This window comes from Bifidobacterium sp. SO1 (genome assembly GCF_018555335.1).
Lineage (GTDB): Bacteria > Actinomycetota > Actinomycetes > Actinomycetales > Bifidobacteriaceae > Bifidobacterium > Bifidobacterium simiiventris.
Genome location: NZ_JAFEJR010000004.1, coordinates 39,900 through 52,845, shown reverse-complemented (window position 1 = coordinate 52,845; position 12,946 = coordinate 39,900). Strand labels below are relative to the sequence as shown.

Genomic DNA, 12,946 nt, shown 5'->3' with positions numbered 1-12,946 from the left:
TATGGGTGACGAAATCAAGAATCAGACCGTCACGGACGATTCCCAGGACACTACCGGGCAGACCGCCACGGCTCCCGAAACACAGTCGACAGCGCCGACTGTAGAGCCGTCGGCACCCGAAACGAAACCGGAGCAGCCGGCGCAGCGTCCGGCGCTCAAGGACCAGCCGGTCGAGGAACAGCTGTCGTTCTGGCAGCAGGCTTCCCGCAAGCACGAGAAGCAGGCGAAGGACAATTACGACAAGCTCCAGAAGACCGAAGCTTCCTACGCGCAGACCCAGAACGAGCTGCACGACGCCCGCATGGAGAACGCGTTCCTCAAGGCGCAGAAGGCACATCCGAACCTCACCGACGCGATGATCGCCCTGTGCGACAAGACCACGCCGGACGAGGTGGCCGCGTGGGCCGACAAGATCGCCGAAACCTTCCATCTCGACGAACCAGTCAAAACAGCCCCATCGGCAACCCCGGTACGTGACCTGGCTGACCGAATTGCTCGGACTCGTGGCGAGGGCATCCCGGCTATTTCGTCCGGTTCGATGAACGACGGGTACAAGAAGGCTATGGCGATGCAGGAGCAGCGGCGTCAAGCCCGCTCCGGCAAGTAACAATCATCCACTTCACTGAAAGGACAAGCACATGGCATACGAGAATGTGCGCTCCACGGGCATTGTGACCGTGGAGGAAAACAACGAGTGGCGGTACGGCGCTCACACCGATGACGGTACCGTCAGCGTGACCCTCAACCTCGACACGTTCAACACGACCGACGAGGCCTTGCGCAACAAGTACTTCACCGGTTTGGGCGACCGCGCCACGACCATCTACATCAAGAGCGGCATCCCGCTCGCGAAGATCGACGCGACCGGCGAATACGGCCCGTACGATCCGACCGCGACCGACGGTCGTCAGAACAAGATCGCCGGCTTGCTCGAAAGCATGCTCACCGTCAACGTGTACCTGAGCGGTTTGGAACTGGCCGACGGAGCCAACGCGGGCATGCGCTACCGCGGCGACATCGTCAAATCCAAGCTGCCGGTCGTGCCGGCCGACGACGCGGTGTGGGGCGGCATGTTCTTCGATGTCGAGGACGATGTGGTGACCCCGCTGTCCGAGGCCAAGGGTGCCGCCGCTTCTGGTGGCGCTACGACCGTGACCTCTGCGTCGATCTCCGACGCGTCCACGGTCGGCAAGAACGTGCTCACCGCGAAGGATGCCGCGGCGGCGCGTACGGCGATCGGCGCGGGCACCAGCTCGTTTACCGGCAGCTATAACGATCTGTCGAACAAGCCGACGATCCCGGCGGCGTACACGCTGCCCGCGGCCACCGCGACCGTGATCGGCGGCGTGAAGAAGGCCGCGGCGGTCGCGAACGTGGGTGCGGCGGACGCGAAAGCCGCTGCGGGAGCGACCCCAACTCAGGCCGAGTTCGGCGCGGTCGTGACCGCGGTGAACGAGATCAAGAGCAAGTTCAACACGTTACTGACCAACGGTCGTACGGCCGGTTTTTTAGCCTGAGCCCGAACCTGCTCCGATACGGCCCATTGGACATCGGCGGACTGACGGTCACGGTCAATCCGGACGGTTCCCTGCATGTCACGGGCGTGTTGGACGCGGCGTACAACTTCGTCACGTGGAGCATCCAGCTGGCGGACATCGGGGTCAGGGCGGGCGACGTGCTCTCGTTCAACGCGGGCGACAAGCCGAAGAGCCTGCAGTTCGAACTGGTCGGCTACCGGCCCGGACAGGCCTCGCAGTCGATCGGCGTGAACACGATTCTCGAACCCGCGGTCAAATACCTCACCCTGCGCATGCAGGCGCGCACCACGGTCGACGCGGATCTCAAACCCATGCTCAACAAGGGCGCGAACGTGCTCGACTGGATGCCCCCGGACGTGACGAACGCTTCGGGGGGGGGGTGATGAAAACGTGAACCTGCTGCCCGCCATCACCAGTCTCAGTCTGGACGGGCCCGCCGCAAGCGAGGTCACCGCCGAGATCATGGACGAGGGGCGCGCGATCCATGTCAAGGGATCGATCACCCCGGTCGCGGGACAGGACAGGTACTGTCTCATCCGATGCGGCATAGTCAGCCTGCCTGCCGGCACGTACACGCTCGCGAACAGCGAGCCGTCAACATTGCCCGCCCTCATGTACATACAGCTTGTCGACCCCGAATCCAGCGTGAACCCCACCAATAAAACACCGAGGTTCACGCTGAAGGGCGGCGGCTACCCGCTGCAGATCGTGACCCGCACGGCCACCCCGTTCGACGTGACCATCACGCCCAGCCTCGTCCGACTCGAAGGAGACACACGATGAGCAATCCGTTCATGAGTCTCCGTCTCGTCCGGCATTGACCGGATCACGAATCTCCGAAGACCCATTCCTTAGTGGCGGGCCTTCTCATATCTGAAAGGAAACCTCAATGAGTGGAACTCTTGAGAAGAACATCATCAGCCCCGCCGAGGCGTCCGGTCTCGTGCAGGGCGGGTTCGACTTCGTGAACAACCTGCTGCCGTTCAGCAGCGTGTTCCCGGTCAAGTCGAACAACGGCCAGACCACCGTCACGTGGACGAAGATCATCCCGCCGAAGGAAACCGACGCGATGAAGTTCCGCGCGTGGGACGGCGAGGCCGCGCACGGCAAGACCTCGACCAGCACCGGCGAAAACTACACCGGTCTGATCCCCCTGTCGAAGATGGGACACATCTCCGAACGTGATGTCATCACCCACACCAGCGACTCGAACTGGATTCACGACAAGGCATCCGAGATCTTCACCCAGCTCGGACAGGAAGCCGCGGTGCGCATCGAACTGGCGCGCATCACCGCGATGGTCGATGCGAAGATCACCGTGGACGAGAACGGCATCAAGCAGAACACGTGGACGTTCGAACGCCCGAACACGCTGTCCAAGCTCACTCCGGAGACCGTGTGGTCCGACGTGAAGTCGGATCCGGTGACCGACGTGCTGAAGTGGGTCGACAAGATTCGCGACGAGCGCGGTCGCGCTCCGGGCGCGGTACTCACCACGTCCAAGGTCATCGACGCTTTGCGTCTGAACGAGTCGTTCATCACCGAATACACGGGCGTGAGCCTCGCGAACTCGAAGCCTCGTCTGACCCGCGAAGAGGTGCTTGACGTGCTGCGCACCGCGTGCGGCCTGTCCGACGTGCGCATGATCGACCTGATCTACCGTGATCTTGAGATCGACAACGGTTTCAAGATGCCGGTGGACGTGAACGCGATGATCCCGGACGGCACGTTCCTCATGTTCCCGTCCTACAACGATTCAAGCCTCGGCTTCACCGCGTCCGGTCCGACCGTCGAGGGTCAGGATCCGGAGTACGAGATCAACAAGAGCGTGAACGACGGTTTCGTCGGCGCGATGTTCTCCGGCGGTGCTCCGGTCAAGTACGACCTGTGGGCGAACGGCACGATGATGCCGATCCTGCAGGAGGCCGTGTCGACCGCGAAGGCGTCCGTTCTCTGACCGTGAAAGGGAGGCCGCGATGGCTTCGGTGGATTCCGTCGACTGGCTGCAATGGCTGCGTGTGAACGCGCTTGACCAGCCCGACCTCCTTCTTGACCGGTGTCCGAACGTTTGGTTGGAGAATATGTGTCTGGTCGCCGTGGACATGATCGAAACGGAGACGCCGGACGCGATCCCCCGATTGCAGAACGGTGATCTCAAGGAACGCACGCTCGCGTACGTCGTATGCCAGATGGTGCTGCGCGTGGTGCGTTACCGCCAGTTCAAGACCGAGTCGAACGGCTCCTACCAGTACACGAACTTCGATCCGCAGGACAATCCTCCCGGCAAGGAAGGTTCCCCGAACCTGTATGTGTCGAAACGCGAGAAGGCCATGTTGGAAGGCAGTTCCATAGGCCCGATCGGCACGATGCACATGGCACTCGACCGCGCGTACGGATTGTAAGGCGGCGGGCATGGGTGACACTGAGACACGCCTCGACATGGGGCATCTGTTCGACGGTATCGATCTCGCCGCGTTCGGCGGAGGGTTTCTCTACGACGGGTTGGACGTGACGGGCGGCGTACGCCAATTGTTCGACGAGGATTACGTGATCGTCGTCAACCGGCGTCACGTGCAGGACGCGCACGGCGGATACCACGAGCAGGTCGGCGACCCGGTCAAGGTGATCTGCAGCGTGGAGGGGCGCGCCCAGCAGGCAGGCATGTTCTCGATTTCCGGCGCGGAAGACAAGACGCCTTCCGGCCAGTCCTCGGGCGGCTTGCAGGAGGTCACCCCATTGCAGATCATCGCCCGGGAATGGCCGGGCGACATCCACTCGCGCATCTGGTATCAGGGCGACTGGTACGACGCGGACGGCGAGCCGACATGGCGAGGTCACGGGTCGAGACTGTCCCGGCATTGGGAGGTGCGCTGCCGCCGCACCGTGCAGGGCAAGAACATACCGGGCGGTATCCCGGAACCGGAATGGACGAAGGTGGTGGGCGGCTATGGGCCGAGTGACGGTCAATAAGCATGTGGGGCGTGACATCGCCCGCCTGTTCGGACCTCAATTGACCGCGAAGGTCGCCGCGAAGGGCGCGCCCCTGCTAGCCACGAACATCAGGGCCGCGACGGTCGATGACCGCAATCACGCGGTCGCCCGCGCCGATCTGACCGGCAACGTGAGCATCGAAACGTTCAAACGCGCGTACAACCATCAGATCGTGTTGAGCGTGACCGGCCGCGAAGGCAAGGAGATCGCCAGTCTTCTGGAGTTCGGCTATTTCAACGAACGCGCCAACCGGCATATGAAAGGCCTGCACGCGGCGCGCAAGACCGCTTCCGAGTTGAGGATGTGAGGCCGTCATGGCAGACACCACCATCTTCCAGAGGCTCGCACTCGACGTGCGTCTGCCGTTGGATGCGGAAACCCTCGTGTACGAGCTGTTGAACCGCGCGTATCCGAACGACGTGTGGCCGGACGTGCACGTGTTCAGCGAGATCGATCTGGATCTGAACGCGATGGCGGAAACCGGCCGGGTGATCCTCTATTCGGTCGAGTCCCCGAAGCAGAGGGATCGCGGCCTGTGGGAGTTCACGGTCACGTTCACCGTGCTGGGCGCGGATGTCAACAACCCGTACGGGTTGAGCCGCGACCTGTACAAGAGGGTCATGGGATGGCCGTTCGAGGATGCGACCATGTCGGGCAAGATCAGTCGGATCGTAAGCATGGACGCTCCCGAACGCCGTTCGGACGCGAAGGAGAACCAAGGCAAGAACATCAAGGAATACGGGTTCGACGCGCTGATGGACGCGCGCGACATCCAGTAGTTCCTGTCCATTCGAGGGCCGTGACCGGTATGGCGCGGCCCTTTTTTCATACCCAAAACATGTGAAAGGGGCCATTATGGCTATTTCCGATAATGCGCTGATCCAGGCGACGCGAGGCACGGTGTTCCTCGCGCCGGCGAAGACCGGCCTGCCGACGGCCGGCGTGGGCGCGTTCCTGTTGAACGCGGGCGCGATCTCGGTCGGCGCGAACGTGAGCTGGGACAATCTCGGCCACACGTCCAATTCGAACAAGATCGGCTTCTCGAAGGATGGCGGCGACACCACCACGAAGGACACGTGGCTGAAGGCGTCCGCGAAATCCTCGACCGAAGCGCCGACCATCACGATAACCGGCTCGTCCGTGCAGGGCGACAAGGCCACGTTGAAGAAGATCACCGGCGGCTGGGACGGCAACGGGGGCGGCGTGGTCGTGCCGGTCAAGTCGGTCGTGCAGAAGTACGCCATGTTCGTGCTCGCCTACGACGACGGCGACAACCTGTCGTTCGGCCTGTACGTGCCGGAGGCCGACTTCACGTTCAACACGATCGATCTGACCGGCGACGATTTCGCCGAGTTCAGCTTCAACGCGGTCGTGCTCTCGTCGGAATCCCTGAAGAAGGGTCCGAACGGGGAGATCGGCGGCTATCAGCTCTTCTCGCCCGAGGATTTCACCACGTCGACGGGAAAATGATCCGCTCGGTCGCGGTAACCGCCGCCAACGGCGGAGCCGCGCCGGGCAGCGTCCAGATGGGCAAGACGATCCGCCTGTACGCTCAGGCGACCCGGAACAACGGTTCCAAGGACATTCTCTCGTCCGGGGTCACGTGGGCGTCATCCGATCAGACGAAGGCGAAGATCGGCGGCGACGGCACCGTCACGCCGGCCGCGGTCGGTTCCACGAAGATCACCGCAAAGGCCGACGGGGTCACGTCGCCCGCGTTGACGGTCACCGTGACCGCCGCCGCCTGATTATTCTTCCCGGTCCGCGCGTGCCTATCCGCGCGGACCGGGATTTCACACCACGATAGGCGCTAGTAGATAGGACCGCTCATGGCAGCGAAGAATAACACTCCCATTGTCTCCAAGGAGACGGAGACCGATGAAAACGTTTTCCCGGACACGTTCGACGGGCTGGCCGCCCGTTATCCCGAACTGTCCGGCGTGCCGGCGATGACGCCGGCCCACGAGTTCACGCCCGCACAATCCGCCGATTTCGGCGTGCTCGACACCTTGTACGTGTCCATTATTCCCGGGATCGACGAGCAAACGGATGACGTGCAGGCGGCGTTGCAGATCGCGCGGCTGATCACCGTGTCGGACGAGTTCTACGCGCAGATCGCCAAGGACAAGACCGCGTACGAGCAGTGGACGCGGGGCCGCAACGGCAACGTCCTGTTCAACGCGTTCACGCTGCTGACCATGTTCTACCGGAACGAACTGGGAAAATCCGAAGCGTCGAGGACGCCTACCGAACCTGCCCCGTCGAACTGACCTGCGATTTCCGCCGCTTCTACCAGTTGAACATGCCCGCCGCCCTCCGTGAATTGGACGGCGGGCTCCTGTGGCGGCTCATGACCGGTCTGGCCGGCTATGACGAAAGCCTGTACCGCGAATGGCTGCTCGACCATCCCGACCGGCAACCCGCCCCGGAATCAGACGGTACGCCGATGCTTTCCTACCACCGGTACACGCAGGACACGAGCCTGCTGCTCGGCCTGTACAACAACGTCGGCGCGCTCGTCGCCGGACTGCTCACCTCGAAGAACGGCAAACATCCCGAGTTCACGCCGATACTGCCGCCCGGCAACCGCGACGACGGACATGCCCCGGGCGGTAGCGCCACGTTCGATTCGATGAAGGCGTTCCTCGGCGGCTGACAACTGAAAAGAGTCTCCCATGGTTCTGTACAAGGCCGGCAGCGTCGGTATCGACATCTACCCGGACACGACCGGTTTCGGCACGAAACTGCGTGCCGCGTTGGCCCGCTACTCGGATGAAAGCGTCCCGGTGCATGTCGACGTGAAGACCGACGTGGACGATTCCGGCTACCGCGACTGGGCCAAGCACGCGGGCAACGACCACATCCGTCAGAAGGTCAAGATCGACGGCGACGACTCCGGTTGGAAGAAATGGATGAACGACCGGGAGAAGGAGCGTCAGAAACTCCAACGGGATTGGGACAAGACCCGCATCTCCCCCGCGTTCGATGACGACGATTGGCGTCGCAGCCTGTCGAAGCGCGACAAGGATCGTCGCAAGATGGACAAGGACTGGGACAACACCAGGTTCGCGCCCAAGTTCGACGACTCCCTTTACACCGATGGCCTGCGCCGCATGGCCCGGTCCATCGATGACGCGCGGAAAGACGCCGGCAGGAAGCTTTCCCCGTTCGAGAAGAAGGTCATCGACACCAAGGTCAAGGTCGATTCCAGTTCCGTGGACGACGCGGCCGAAAAGCTACGCAACCTTCAGGGGCTCGTCAAGTCCCAGACCGAGGAACGCGCCACACTGTTCTCCGACATGTCCGGGACTCTGGACTCGCTGGACCGCCTGTCGGCCGACATGGCTCAGGAACGACAGTCGCTGAAACGGCTTGACGAGGAATACCAGCGGCACAAGGACACCCTCGCCGCGCTGCGCAAGGAGAAGACCGGACTCCGCAAAGCCAACGACATCGAAGGCGTTGCGCGCGCCGTCAAACTGATCCAAGAGGAAACCACGGCCCGAGACCGGTGCAACGAACGGATCCGTGGTACGAGGACCCGCATCAGCGAGCTCACCAAGGAACAGAACAAGCTGATTCGCAGCTTGGACACCAGTCGGATCGACGAACTGACCGACAGCATCGGCAAGAACCAGAAGGCCGTCGACGACCTGCGCAAGAGGGTCAAACATTCGGCCGCTGACATGTCCAAGAGCGTCAAGCAGTTCCAGGACTCCTATAAGGGCGTTCTGCGGAACGGGCTGGATCGCGGGCTCGCGTCCCTGCGTCTCGAGACGGAACGGCTCGCCAAGACGAACAGTGAGGCGGAGAAACGTGCAGAAGCGTTCGCCGACGCGACCGACCGGCAGGCCAAGACCTCCGCCGCCATCAAACAGCAGCTCGACCGGCAGAAGCAGGCCACCAAATACGTCAACGATGTCCTCGACCAGTACCGGAACCGTCTGCAAAGCGCGCAGGCCGCGCAGGAGAAGATGTTCCCGTGGGGTCGCAGCGAAGAGCTCAACCGCAACGTCAACGACGCGGTCGCCCGCATCGACGACCTGCAGCGGAAGATCAACCGCATGCCGAGCCTCGCGGACGCGCTGCTGCACAACGGCCGGTTCGAGAACTATTTCACGTCCGCGTTCGACACGTTGGACGCCCGGTTGGAGGACTTCGGCGAAAAACTCCGCAAGGAGTACGAGATCAAGGTCCGCGTCGAACGGGTCAAGGGCACGGCCGACTCGCTCGAGAACGACCTGTACAAGCTGCAGCACACGCGCCTCGACATCCCCGTCGAATACGTGGCGGACATCAAGGACGCGGTCGCGAAACTACGCGAGATCGAAGCGAGGATCAAGGCCGACCCGGACCGCAGGATCGAATACGAGCTTGAATTGAACCTCCAGTTGGAGCGGGCGAAACGCCGGCTCGACGAGTGGAAGGACAAGAACGACAAGCTCGACATGGACGTAGACCTGAAGTCGAAGCTCGCGTCCGCGCATCTCGCCGTGCTGACCCGCCCCCGTTCGGTCGACATCTACGCGAAACTCCACGCCACGGACTTCGGCAAGCTGCTTGACGGCATGACCTACGGGGCGACCGGCCTGCGCGGCGTCAACAACCAGTTCCAACGATTGGTGAACCTGTTCGACACGCTGGACACGAAGGTGCCGGTGCTCGGCGCGGTCGGCACGGTCATGGCCGGTCTGGCGGCGGGCGCGACGAACCTGTCGGGCAGCGTGCTCGGCGTCGGCTCGTCCATCGTGACGATGAGCAAGGCCGCGTTGGCAGCCCCGGGCGCGATCATCGGTCTTGGTGCCGCGTTCACCGTGTTGAAGCACGCGTGGGGCGACAAGGGCGAAACGTTCAGCACGCAGATCGACATCGCCACGACGAAGCTCAACGGGTTCGGTCAGGCGATGGACGACGCGTTCTACGGCAAGGCGCGTCTCGCGATCCGTAATCTGATGGACGATGTGAGCGGCACGCTCATCCCCGGCATGACCGGCATCGCCACTGCGGAGGGCAAGGTCGTGGAGGGTATCGCGGACATCATCCGCGAATCCGACAAGGCGGGTGAACTGCCCGTCATCTTCGACACGACGAAGACCGCGATCGACAAGCTGCAGCCTGGCGTGAAGAGCCTCGTCCAATCGATGCTGCGGCTGAGCGACGGCACGAGCCAATACCTGCCGCGGGCCGCGAACTATATGAGCGAACTGTCCGCGAAGTTCTCGGAGTGGGTCGACAAGACCCGGTACACCGGCGAGATCGTCGCGTCGATGCGCGAGGTCGTGGAGCAGGGCGGGTATCTCAAGGACACGTTCAAAAGCACGCTCGGCATCGCGAAGGGCCTGTACACGGCGTTGGCGGAGTCCCAGAACGGCATCGAGGGGTTCAGCAAGGCGGTCGGCAAAGCCGACCGGGCGGTCAACTCGGCACGCTTCCAGACGACGTTGAGGACGTGGGCCGATGGTGCGAAGGACGCGAAGGAGTCGGTGCGCAACGCGTTCTCGGACATCGGTTCGGCCGCGTACGCGCTGCGTGACACGACCGCGAACGTGTTCCGGGATGCGGGCGCGACGTTCGGTTCGTTCTCGAGCAACGTGAGCCGCCTGTTGAAGAACTCGGGCACCGGCATCAGGGACTTCTCCGCGGGAGTGTCGAGCGGGTTCCGCAAGGTGTTCGACGCGGTCGGCGACGCGAGCCCCGCGTTCAGCCAACTGTTGTCCACGGTCGGTCGACTGTCGGACACGTTCGGCGGGACGCTCGCCGTGACGTTGAAGGCCGCGACCCCGCTGATCGAGGCGGTGGCGGTGGCCGCGAAGACCACGGCCGACGCGTTCAGCCGTCTGCCGGAACCGGTGCAGGCCGCGATCGGCCTGTACATGACGTTCGGCAAGGCCGGTCTGACCGCGTGGAACACGGTGAAGACCGGGCTTCTGGAGAACACGGTGCAGACGCTCGCCTATCAGAAGACGCTTCGGTCGTTGGGCGTCAGCGCGAAGCAGGCGGGCACCGGCATGAAGGGCGCGATCGCCGGGTTCGTGGCCGTCAACCCCGCGTTGTCGAGCATCACCGGCAGCGTGAAGGCCGCGAACGGCGTGCTGGGCAAGACCGGAGCGTTCGCCAAGTCGGCCGGCAGCGCCGTATTGGGCGCGTTCGGAGGCCCGGTGGGCGTGGCCGTCACGGCCGGCGTCGCGGCGCTCACCACCGCGATGTCGGATTACGTGGGCAAGGCGCAGGCGACCGAGAAGGCTTCGGAGGACATCAGGGCCGCGTTGTCGAACATTCCCGACTCCGCCAAGGAGGCGGAGGATGGGATCAGCGCGGTCGCGAAGACGATCGACGAGTCGTTCAACGACAATGAGTTCGCGGAGACCGGGTTCAACTGGCTGTCCGACGTGGCGACCGGATTCGACAGCACGGCCGACGCGGCGGAGAAGCTCGGCATGAAGACCGAGGATCTCGCGAAGACCGCGACCGGCTCGCAATCCCAGTACGAGGCGATGCTCGGCAAACTCGACGCCATCTACGAGAAGAACAACCGCGGCATCGCGACCCTGACCGGCAACTACGGTACTCTCGCCGGAGCGGCCCAGAAGGTCAGGGCGTCGTTGGAGAAGGCCCGCGAGGAGTACATCACGAACGCGGAGGCCACCGCGATCGCGAACGGGCATCAGGCCGGGTTCGCGGAGAACCTGATCAAGACGGGCGAGGATTCCGCGGCGTTGAGCATCCTCATCGGAACGCAGGAGCAGCGCACGCAGATGCTGTCCACCGCGACCCAGCAGCTCATCAGTTGGCAGGACCGTCAGCGGCAAAGCCAGCAGAACGCGTTGAACGCGGCGTCCGAATACGGTGAGACGTATTCGAACATGGGCGACGCTATCGCCAACATCAACGAGCTCGCCGGGAAGACCGGGCCCGTCTGGGATGAGAACGCGACCGGCATCGCGAACGTGACCGGCTCGTTCAACAACATGAGCGAGGCGGGCCGTCAGGCGCAGACCGCGTTGTCGAATCTCGGCACGGCCGGCCATGACTGGTTGAAAAGCATGGTCGAGTCCGGGGCGACGACCGATCAGGTGAAAGCCAAGCAGAAGGAGCTGGCCGAACAGTTCGTCGACACGGCCAACAAGATCAACATCCCCCAGGATGCCGTCGACCAGTTGTTGAAGACGTACGGGCTGACCCCGGAAGAGGTGACCACCCTGTTCAAGGCGGAGACCGAGCAGACGAAGACGGCGCTCACCCAGTATCTGAGCAATCTTCGCGCGATCTTCCCCGAGGCGGGCAACACCGCGATCTTCAAAACGATCCTCGAGGGCATCAACTCGGGTGCGATCACCAGCATGGACGACGTGCAGGCGAAGATGGACGAGCTCAAGAAGAACACGAGCACGGACGACACCGGCAAGTACACGATCGTGCTGGACGCGAACGGCGAACAGGCGCTCGTGCAGACCGAACTGGTCAAGCAGCATGCGGAACTGTTCAAGAAAGGCAAGGACGGCAAAGGGTATACGACCACGCTGAACGCGACCGATCTGACGAAGGCCACGTTGGATTACGTCAACGGCAAGATGGACGCGTACGGCAAGCTCGTGCCCACCGCGAAGCTGAACGCCGACCCGACCGGAGCGAAGAACGCGAAGGACACCGCGCAGAAGTATGCGGACGACTGGGATATCGAGGAGTGCGTCGCCGACTTCAACGGCGACCCGACCGGAGCGAAGAACGCGAAGGACACGGCGATGTCGTACGCGGACTATTGGGCCGGCGTGCGTCGCGTCGCGGGATTCGACGGCGACGCGACGGGCGCAAGGAACGCGAAGGACACCGCGCAGGATTACGCGAACCAGTGGAACGGCAGCACGTACAACGCGCAGTTCGGAGCGACCACCGACGAAGTGCAAAACGCATTCTGGGCCGCGTGGAATTGGGGCACGTCATGGGCCAGCAAGGCGTTCAACGCGGTGCTCGGCTTCGTCCGAGGCGACGCGGAGGGCGGCGAAGTGCTCGGCTCCGGCGTCACCAGGACCGGACGCGTGACCGGTCAGGGCGACAACACGAGCGATTCGATCCCGTTGAACGCGTCCACGATGGTGTCCACCGGCGAATACGTGGTCAAGGCGTCGAGCGTGCGCCGCATGGAGGAACTGTACGGTTCGGGCGTGATGGCCGCGATCAACGCGACCGGGTCGATCCCGAACAAGTACATCACGGACGCGCGTCGCACGAGCCGAATCACCCTGCCATCCGCACGCTCGACCCGTTCGACCGGATCTAACGCGGCTCTGTCCATGCCGGCCGTGAAATCCGGCGACACGTACAACCAGACGTTCATCTATCCGAGCGTCACCCCGATCCCGGTGCAGCGCAACCGTCAGCTCGACGAATACGCGAATCTGGGTTTGATCTGAAAGGAG

General features: G+C 63.2%; 14 protein-coding genes. All 14 read left to right on the top strand.

The features are described from left to right. Nucleotide 1 precedes the first annotated feature (1 nt). The 14 genes from JS541_RS04950 to JS541_RS04885 all read left to right on the top strand — a co-directional run bounded on the left by JS541_RS04950 (nt 2) and on the right by JS541_RS04885 (nt 12,940). Nucleotides 2-607 (top strand): hypothetical protein, encoded by a 606-nt coding sequence (locus JS541_RS04950; RefSeq protein WP_214373383.1) that lies wholly within the window; start codon nt 2-4, stop codon nt 605-607. A 31-nt stretch (nt 608-638) separates the two neighbouring features. Next, nucleotides 639-1,517 carry a hypothetical protein gene (locus JS541_RS04945; RefSeq protein WP_240539250.1) on the top strand — a complete coding sequence of 293 codons (879 nt, stop codon included), beginning with the start codon at nt 639-641 and terminating at the stop codon, nt 1,515-1,517. 26 nt (nt 1,518-1,543) lie between these two features. After that, nucleotides 1,544-1,921: a hypothetical protein gene (locus JS541_RS04940; protein ID WP_214373382.1), complete on the top strand. Its 378-nt coding sequence runs from the start codon at nt 1,544-1,546 to the stop codon at nt 1,919-1,921. Between the two features lie 7 nt (nt 1,922-1,928). Further along, entirely contained in the window at nt 1,929-2,321 is a 393-nt protein-coding gene (locus JS541_RS04935; RefSeq protein WP_214373381.1) for a hypothetical protein, read from the top strand. Nucleotides 2,322-2,427: 106 nt separating this feature from the next. Next, entirely contained in the window at nt 2,428-3,495 is a 1,068-nt protein-coding gene (locus tag JS541_RS04930) for a major capsid protein (protein ID WP_214373380.1), read from the top strand. A gap of 19 nt (nt 3,496-3,514) precedes the next feature. Continuing rightward, the gene (locus JS541_RS04925; protein ID WP_214373379.1) at nt 3,515-3,940 is read left to right on the top strand and encodes a hypothetical protein; all 426 of its coding nucleotides are present in this window, start codon (nt 3,515-3,517) and stop codon (nt 3,938-3,940) included. A 10-nt stretch (nt 3,941-3,950) separates the two neighbouring features. Next, nucleotides 3,951-4,508 (top strand): hypothetical protein, encoded by a 558-nt coding sequence (locus JS541_RS04920; protein WP_240539249.1) that lies wholly within the window; start codon nt 3,951-3,953, stop codon nt 4,506-4,508. Further along, complete coding sequence (locus JS541_RS04915; RefSeq protein ID WP_214373378.1) at nt 4,486-4,836, top strand: hypothetical protein; 351 nt, start codon at nt 4,486-4,488, stop codon at nt 4,834-4,836. Before JS541_RS04920 ends, JS541_RS04915 begins: the two co-directional genes overlap by 23 nt. A gap of 7 nt (nt 4,837-4,843) precedes the next feature. Then, nucleotides 4,844-5,308: a hypothetical protein gene (locus tag JS541_RS04910; protein ID WP_214373377.1), complete on the top strand. Its 465-nt coding sequence runs from the start codon at nt 4,844-4,846 to the stop codon at nt 5,306-5,308. A 76-nt stretch (nt 5,309-5,384) separates the two neighbouring features. Further along, complete coding sequence (locus tag JS541_RS04905) at nt 5,385-5,999, top strand: hypothetical protein (protein WP_214373376.1); 615 nt, start codon at nt 5,385-5,387, stop codon at nt 5,997-5,999. Then, nucleotides 5,996-6,277: an Ig-like domain-containing protein gene (locus tag JS541_RS04900; RefSeq protein WP_214373375.1), complete on the top strand. Its 282-nt coding sequence runs from the start codon at nt 5,996-5,998 to the stop codon at nt 6,275-6,277. Before JS541_RS04905 ends, JS541_RS04900 begins: the two co-directional genes overlap by 4 nt. 81 nt (nt 6,278-6,358) lie before the next feature. Next, entirely contained in the window at nt 6,359-6,799 is a 441-nt protein-coding gene (locus tag JS541_RS04895) for a hypothetical protein (protein ID WP_214373374.1), read from the top strand. A 32-nt stretch (nt 6,800-6,831) separates the two neighbouring features. Beyond that, nucleotides 6,832-7,185 carry a hypothetical protein gene (locus tag JS541_RS04890; protein WP_214373373.1) on the top strand — a complete coding sequence of 118 codons (354 nt, stop codon included), beginning with the start codon at nt 6,832-6,834 and terminating at the stop codon, nt 7,183-7,185. 19 nt (nt 7,186-7,204) lie between these two features. Continuing rightward, entirely contained in the window at nt 7,205-12,940 is a 5,736-nt protein-coding gene (locus JS541_RS04885; RefSeq protein WP_214373372.1) for a hypothetical protein, read from the top strand. The last annotated feature ends 6 nt before the right edge of the window (nt 12,941-12,946 follow it).

Coding starts and splice junctions, on each gene's coding strand:
- JS541_RS04950 (WP_214373383.1), top strand. CDS start 2: ATGGGTGACGAAATCAAGAATCAGACCGTCACGGACGATTCCCAGGAC.
- JS541_RS04945 (WP_240539250.1), top strand. CDS start 639: ATGGCATACGAGAATGTGCGCTCCACGGGCATTGTGACCGTGGAGGAA.
- JS541_RS04930 (WP_214373380.1), top strand. CDS start 2,428: ATGAGTGGAACTCTTGAGAAGAACATCATCAGCCCCGCCGAGGCGTCC.
- JS541_RS04925 (WP_214373379.1), top strand. CDS start 3,515: ATGGCTTCGGTGGATTCCGTCGACTGGCTGCAATGGCTGCGTGTGAAC.
- JS541_RS04920 (WP_240539249.1), top strand. CDS start 3,951: ATGGGTGACACTGAGACACGCCTCGACATGGGGCATCTGTTCGACGGT.
- JS541_RS04915 (WP_214373378.1), top strand. CDS start 4,486: ATGGGCCGAGTGACGGTCAATAAGCATGTGGGGCGTGACATCGCCCGC.
- JS541_RS04910 (WP_214373377.1), top strand. CDS start 4,844: ATGGCAGACACCACCATCTTCCAGAGGCTCGCACTCGACGTGCGTCTG.
- JS541_RS04905 (WP_214373376.1), top strand. CDS start 5,385: ATGGCTATTTCCGATAATGCGCTGATCCAGGCGACGCGAGGCACGGTG.
- JS541_RS04900 (WP_214373375.1), top strand. CDS start 5,996: ATGATCCGCTCGGTCGCGGTAACCGCCGCCAACGGCGGAGCCGCGCCG.
- JS541_RS04895 (WP_214373374.1), top strand. CDS start 6,359: ATGGCAGCGAAGAATAACACTCCCATTGTCTCCAAGGAGACGGAGACC.
- JS541_RS04890 (WP_214373373.1), top strand. CDS start 6,832: ATGCCCGCCGCCCTCCGTGAATTGGACGGCGGGCTCCTGTGGCGGCTC.
- JS541_RS04885 (WP_214373372.1), top strand. CDS start 7,205: ATGGTTCTGTACAAGGCCGGCAGCGTCGGTATCGACATCTACCCGGAC.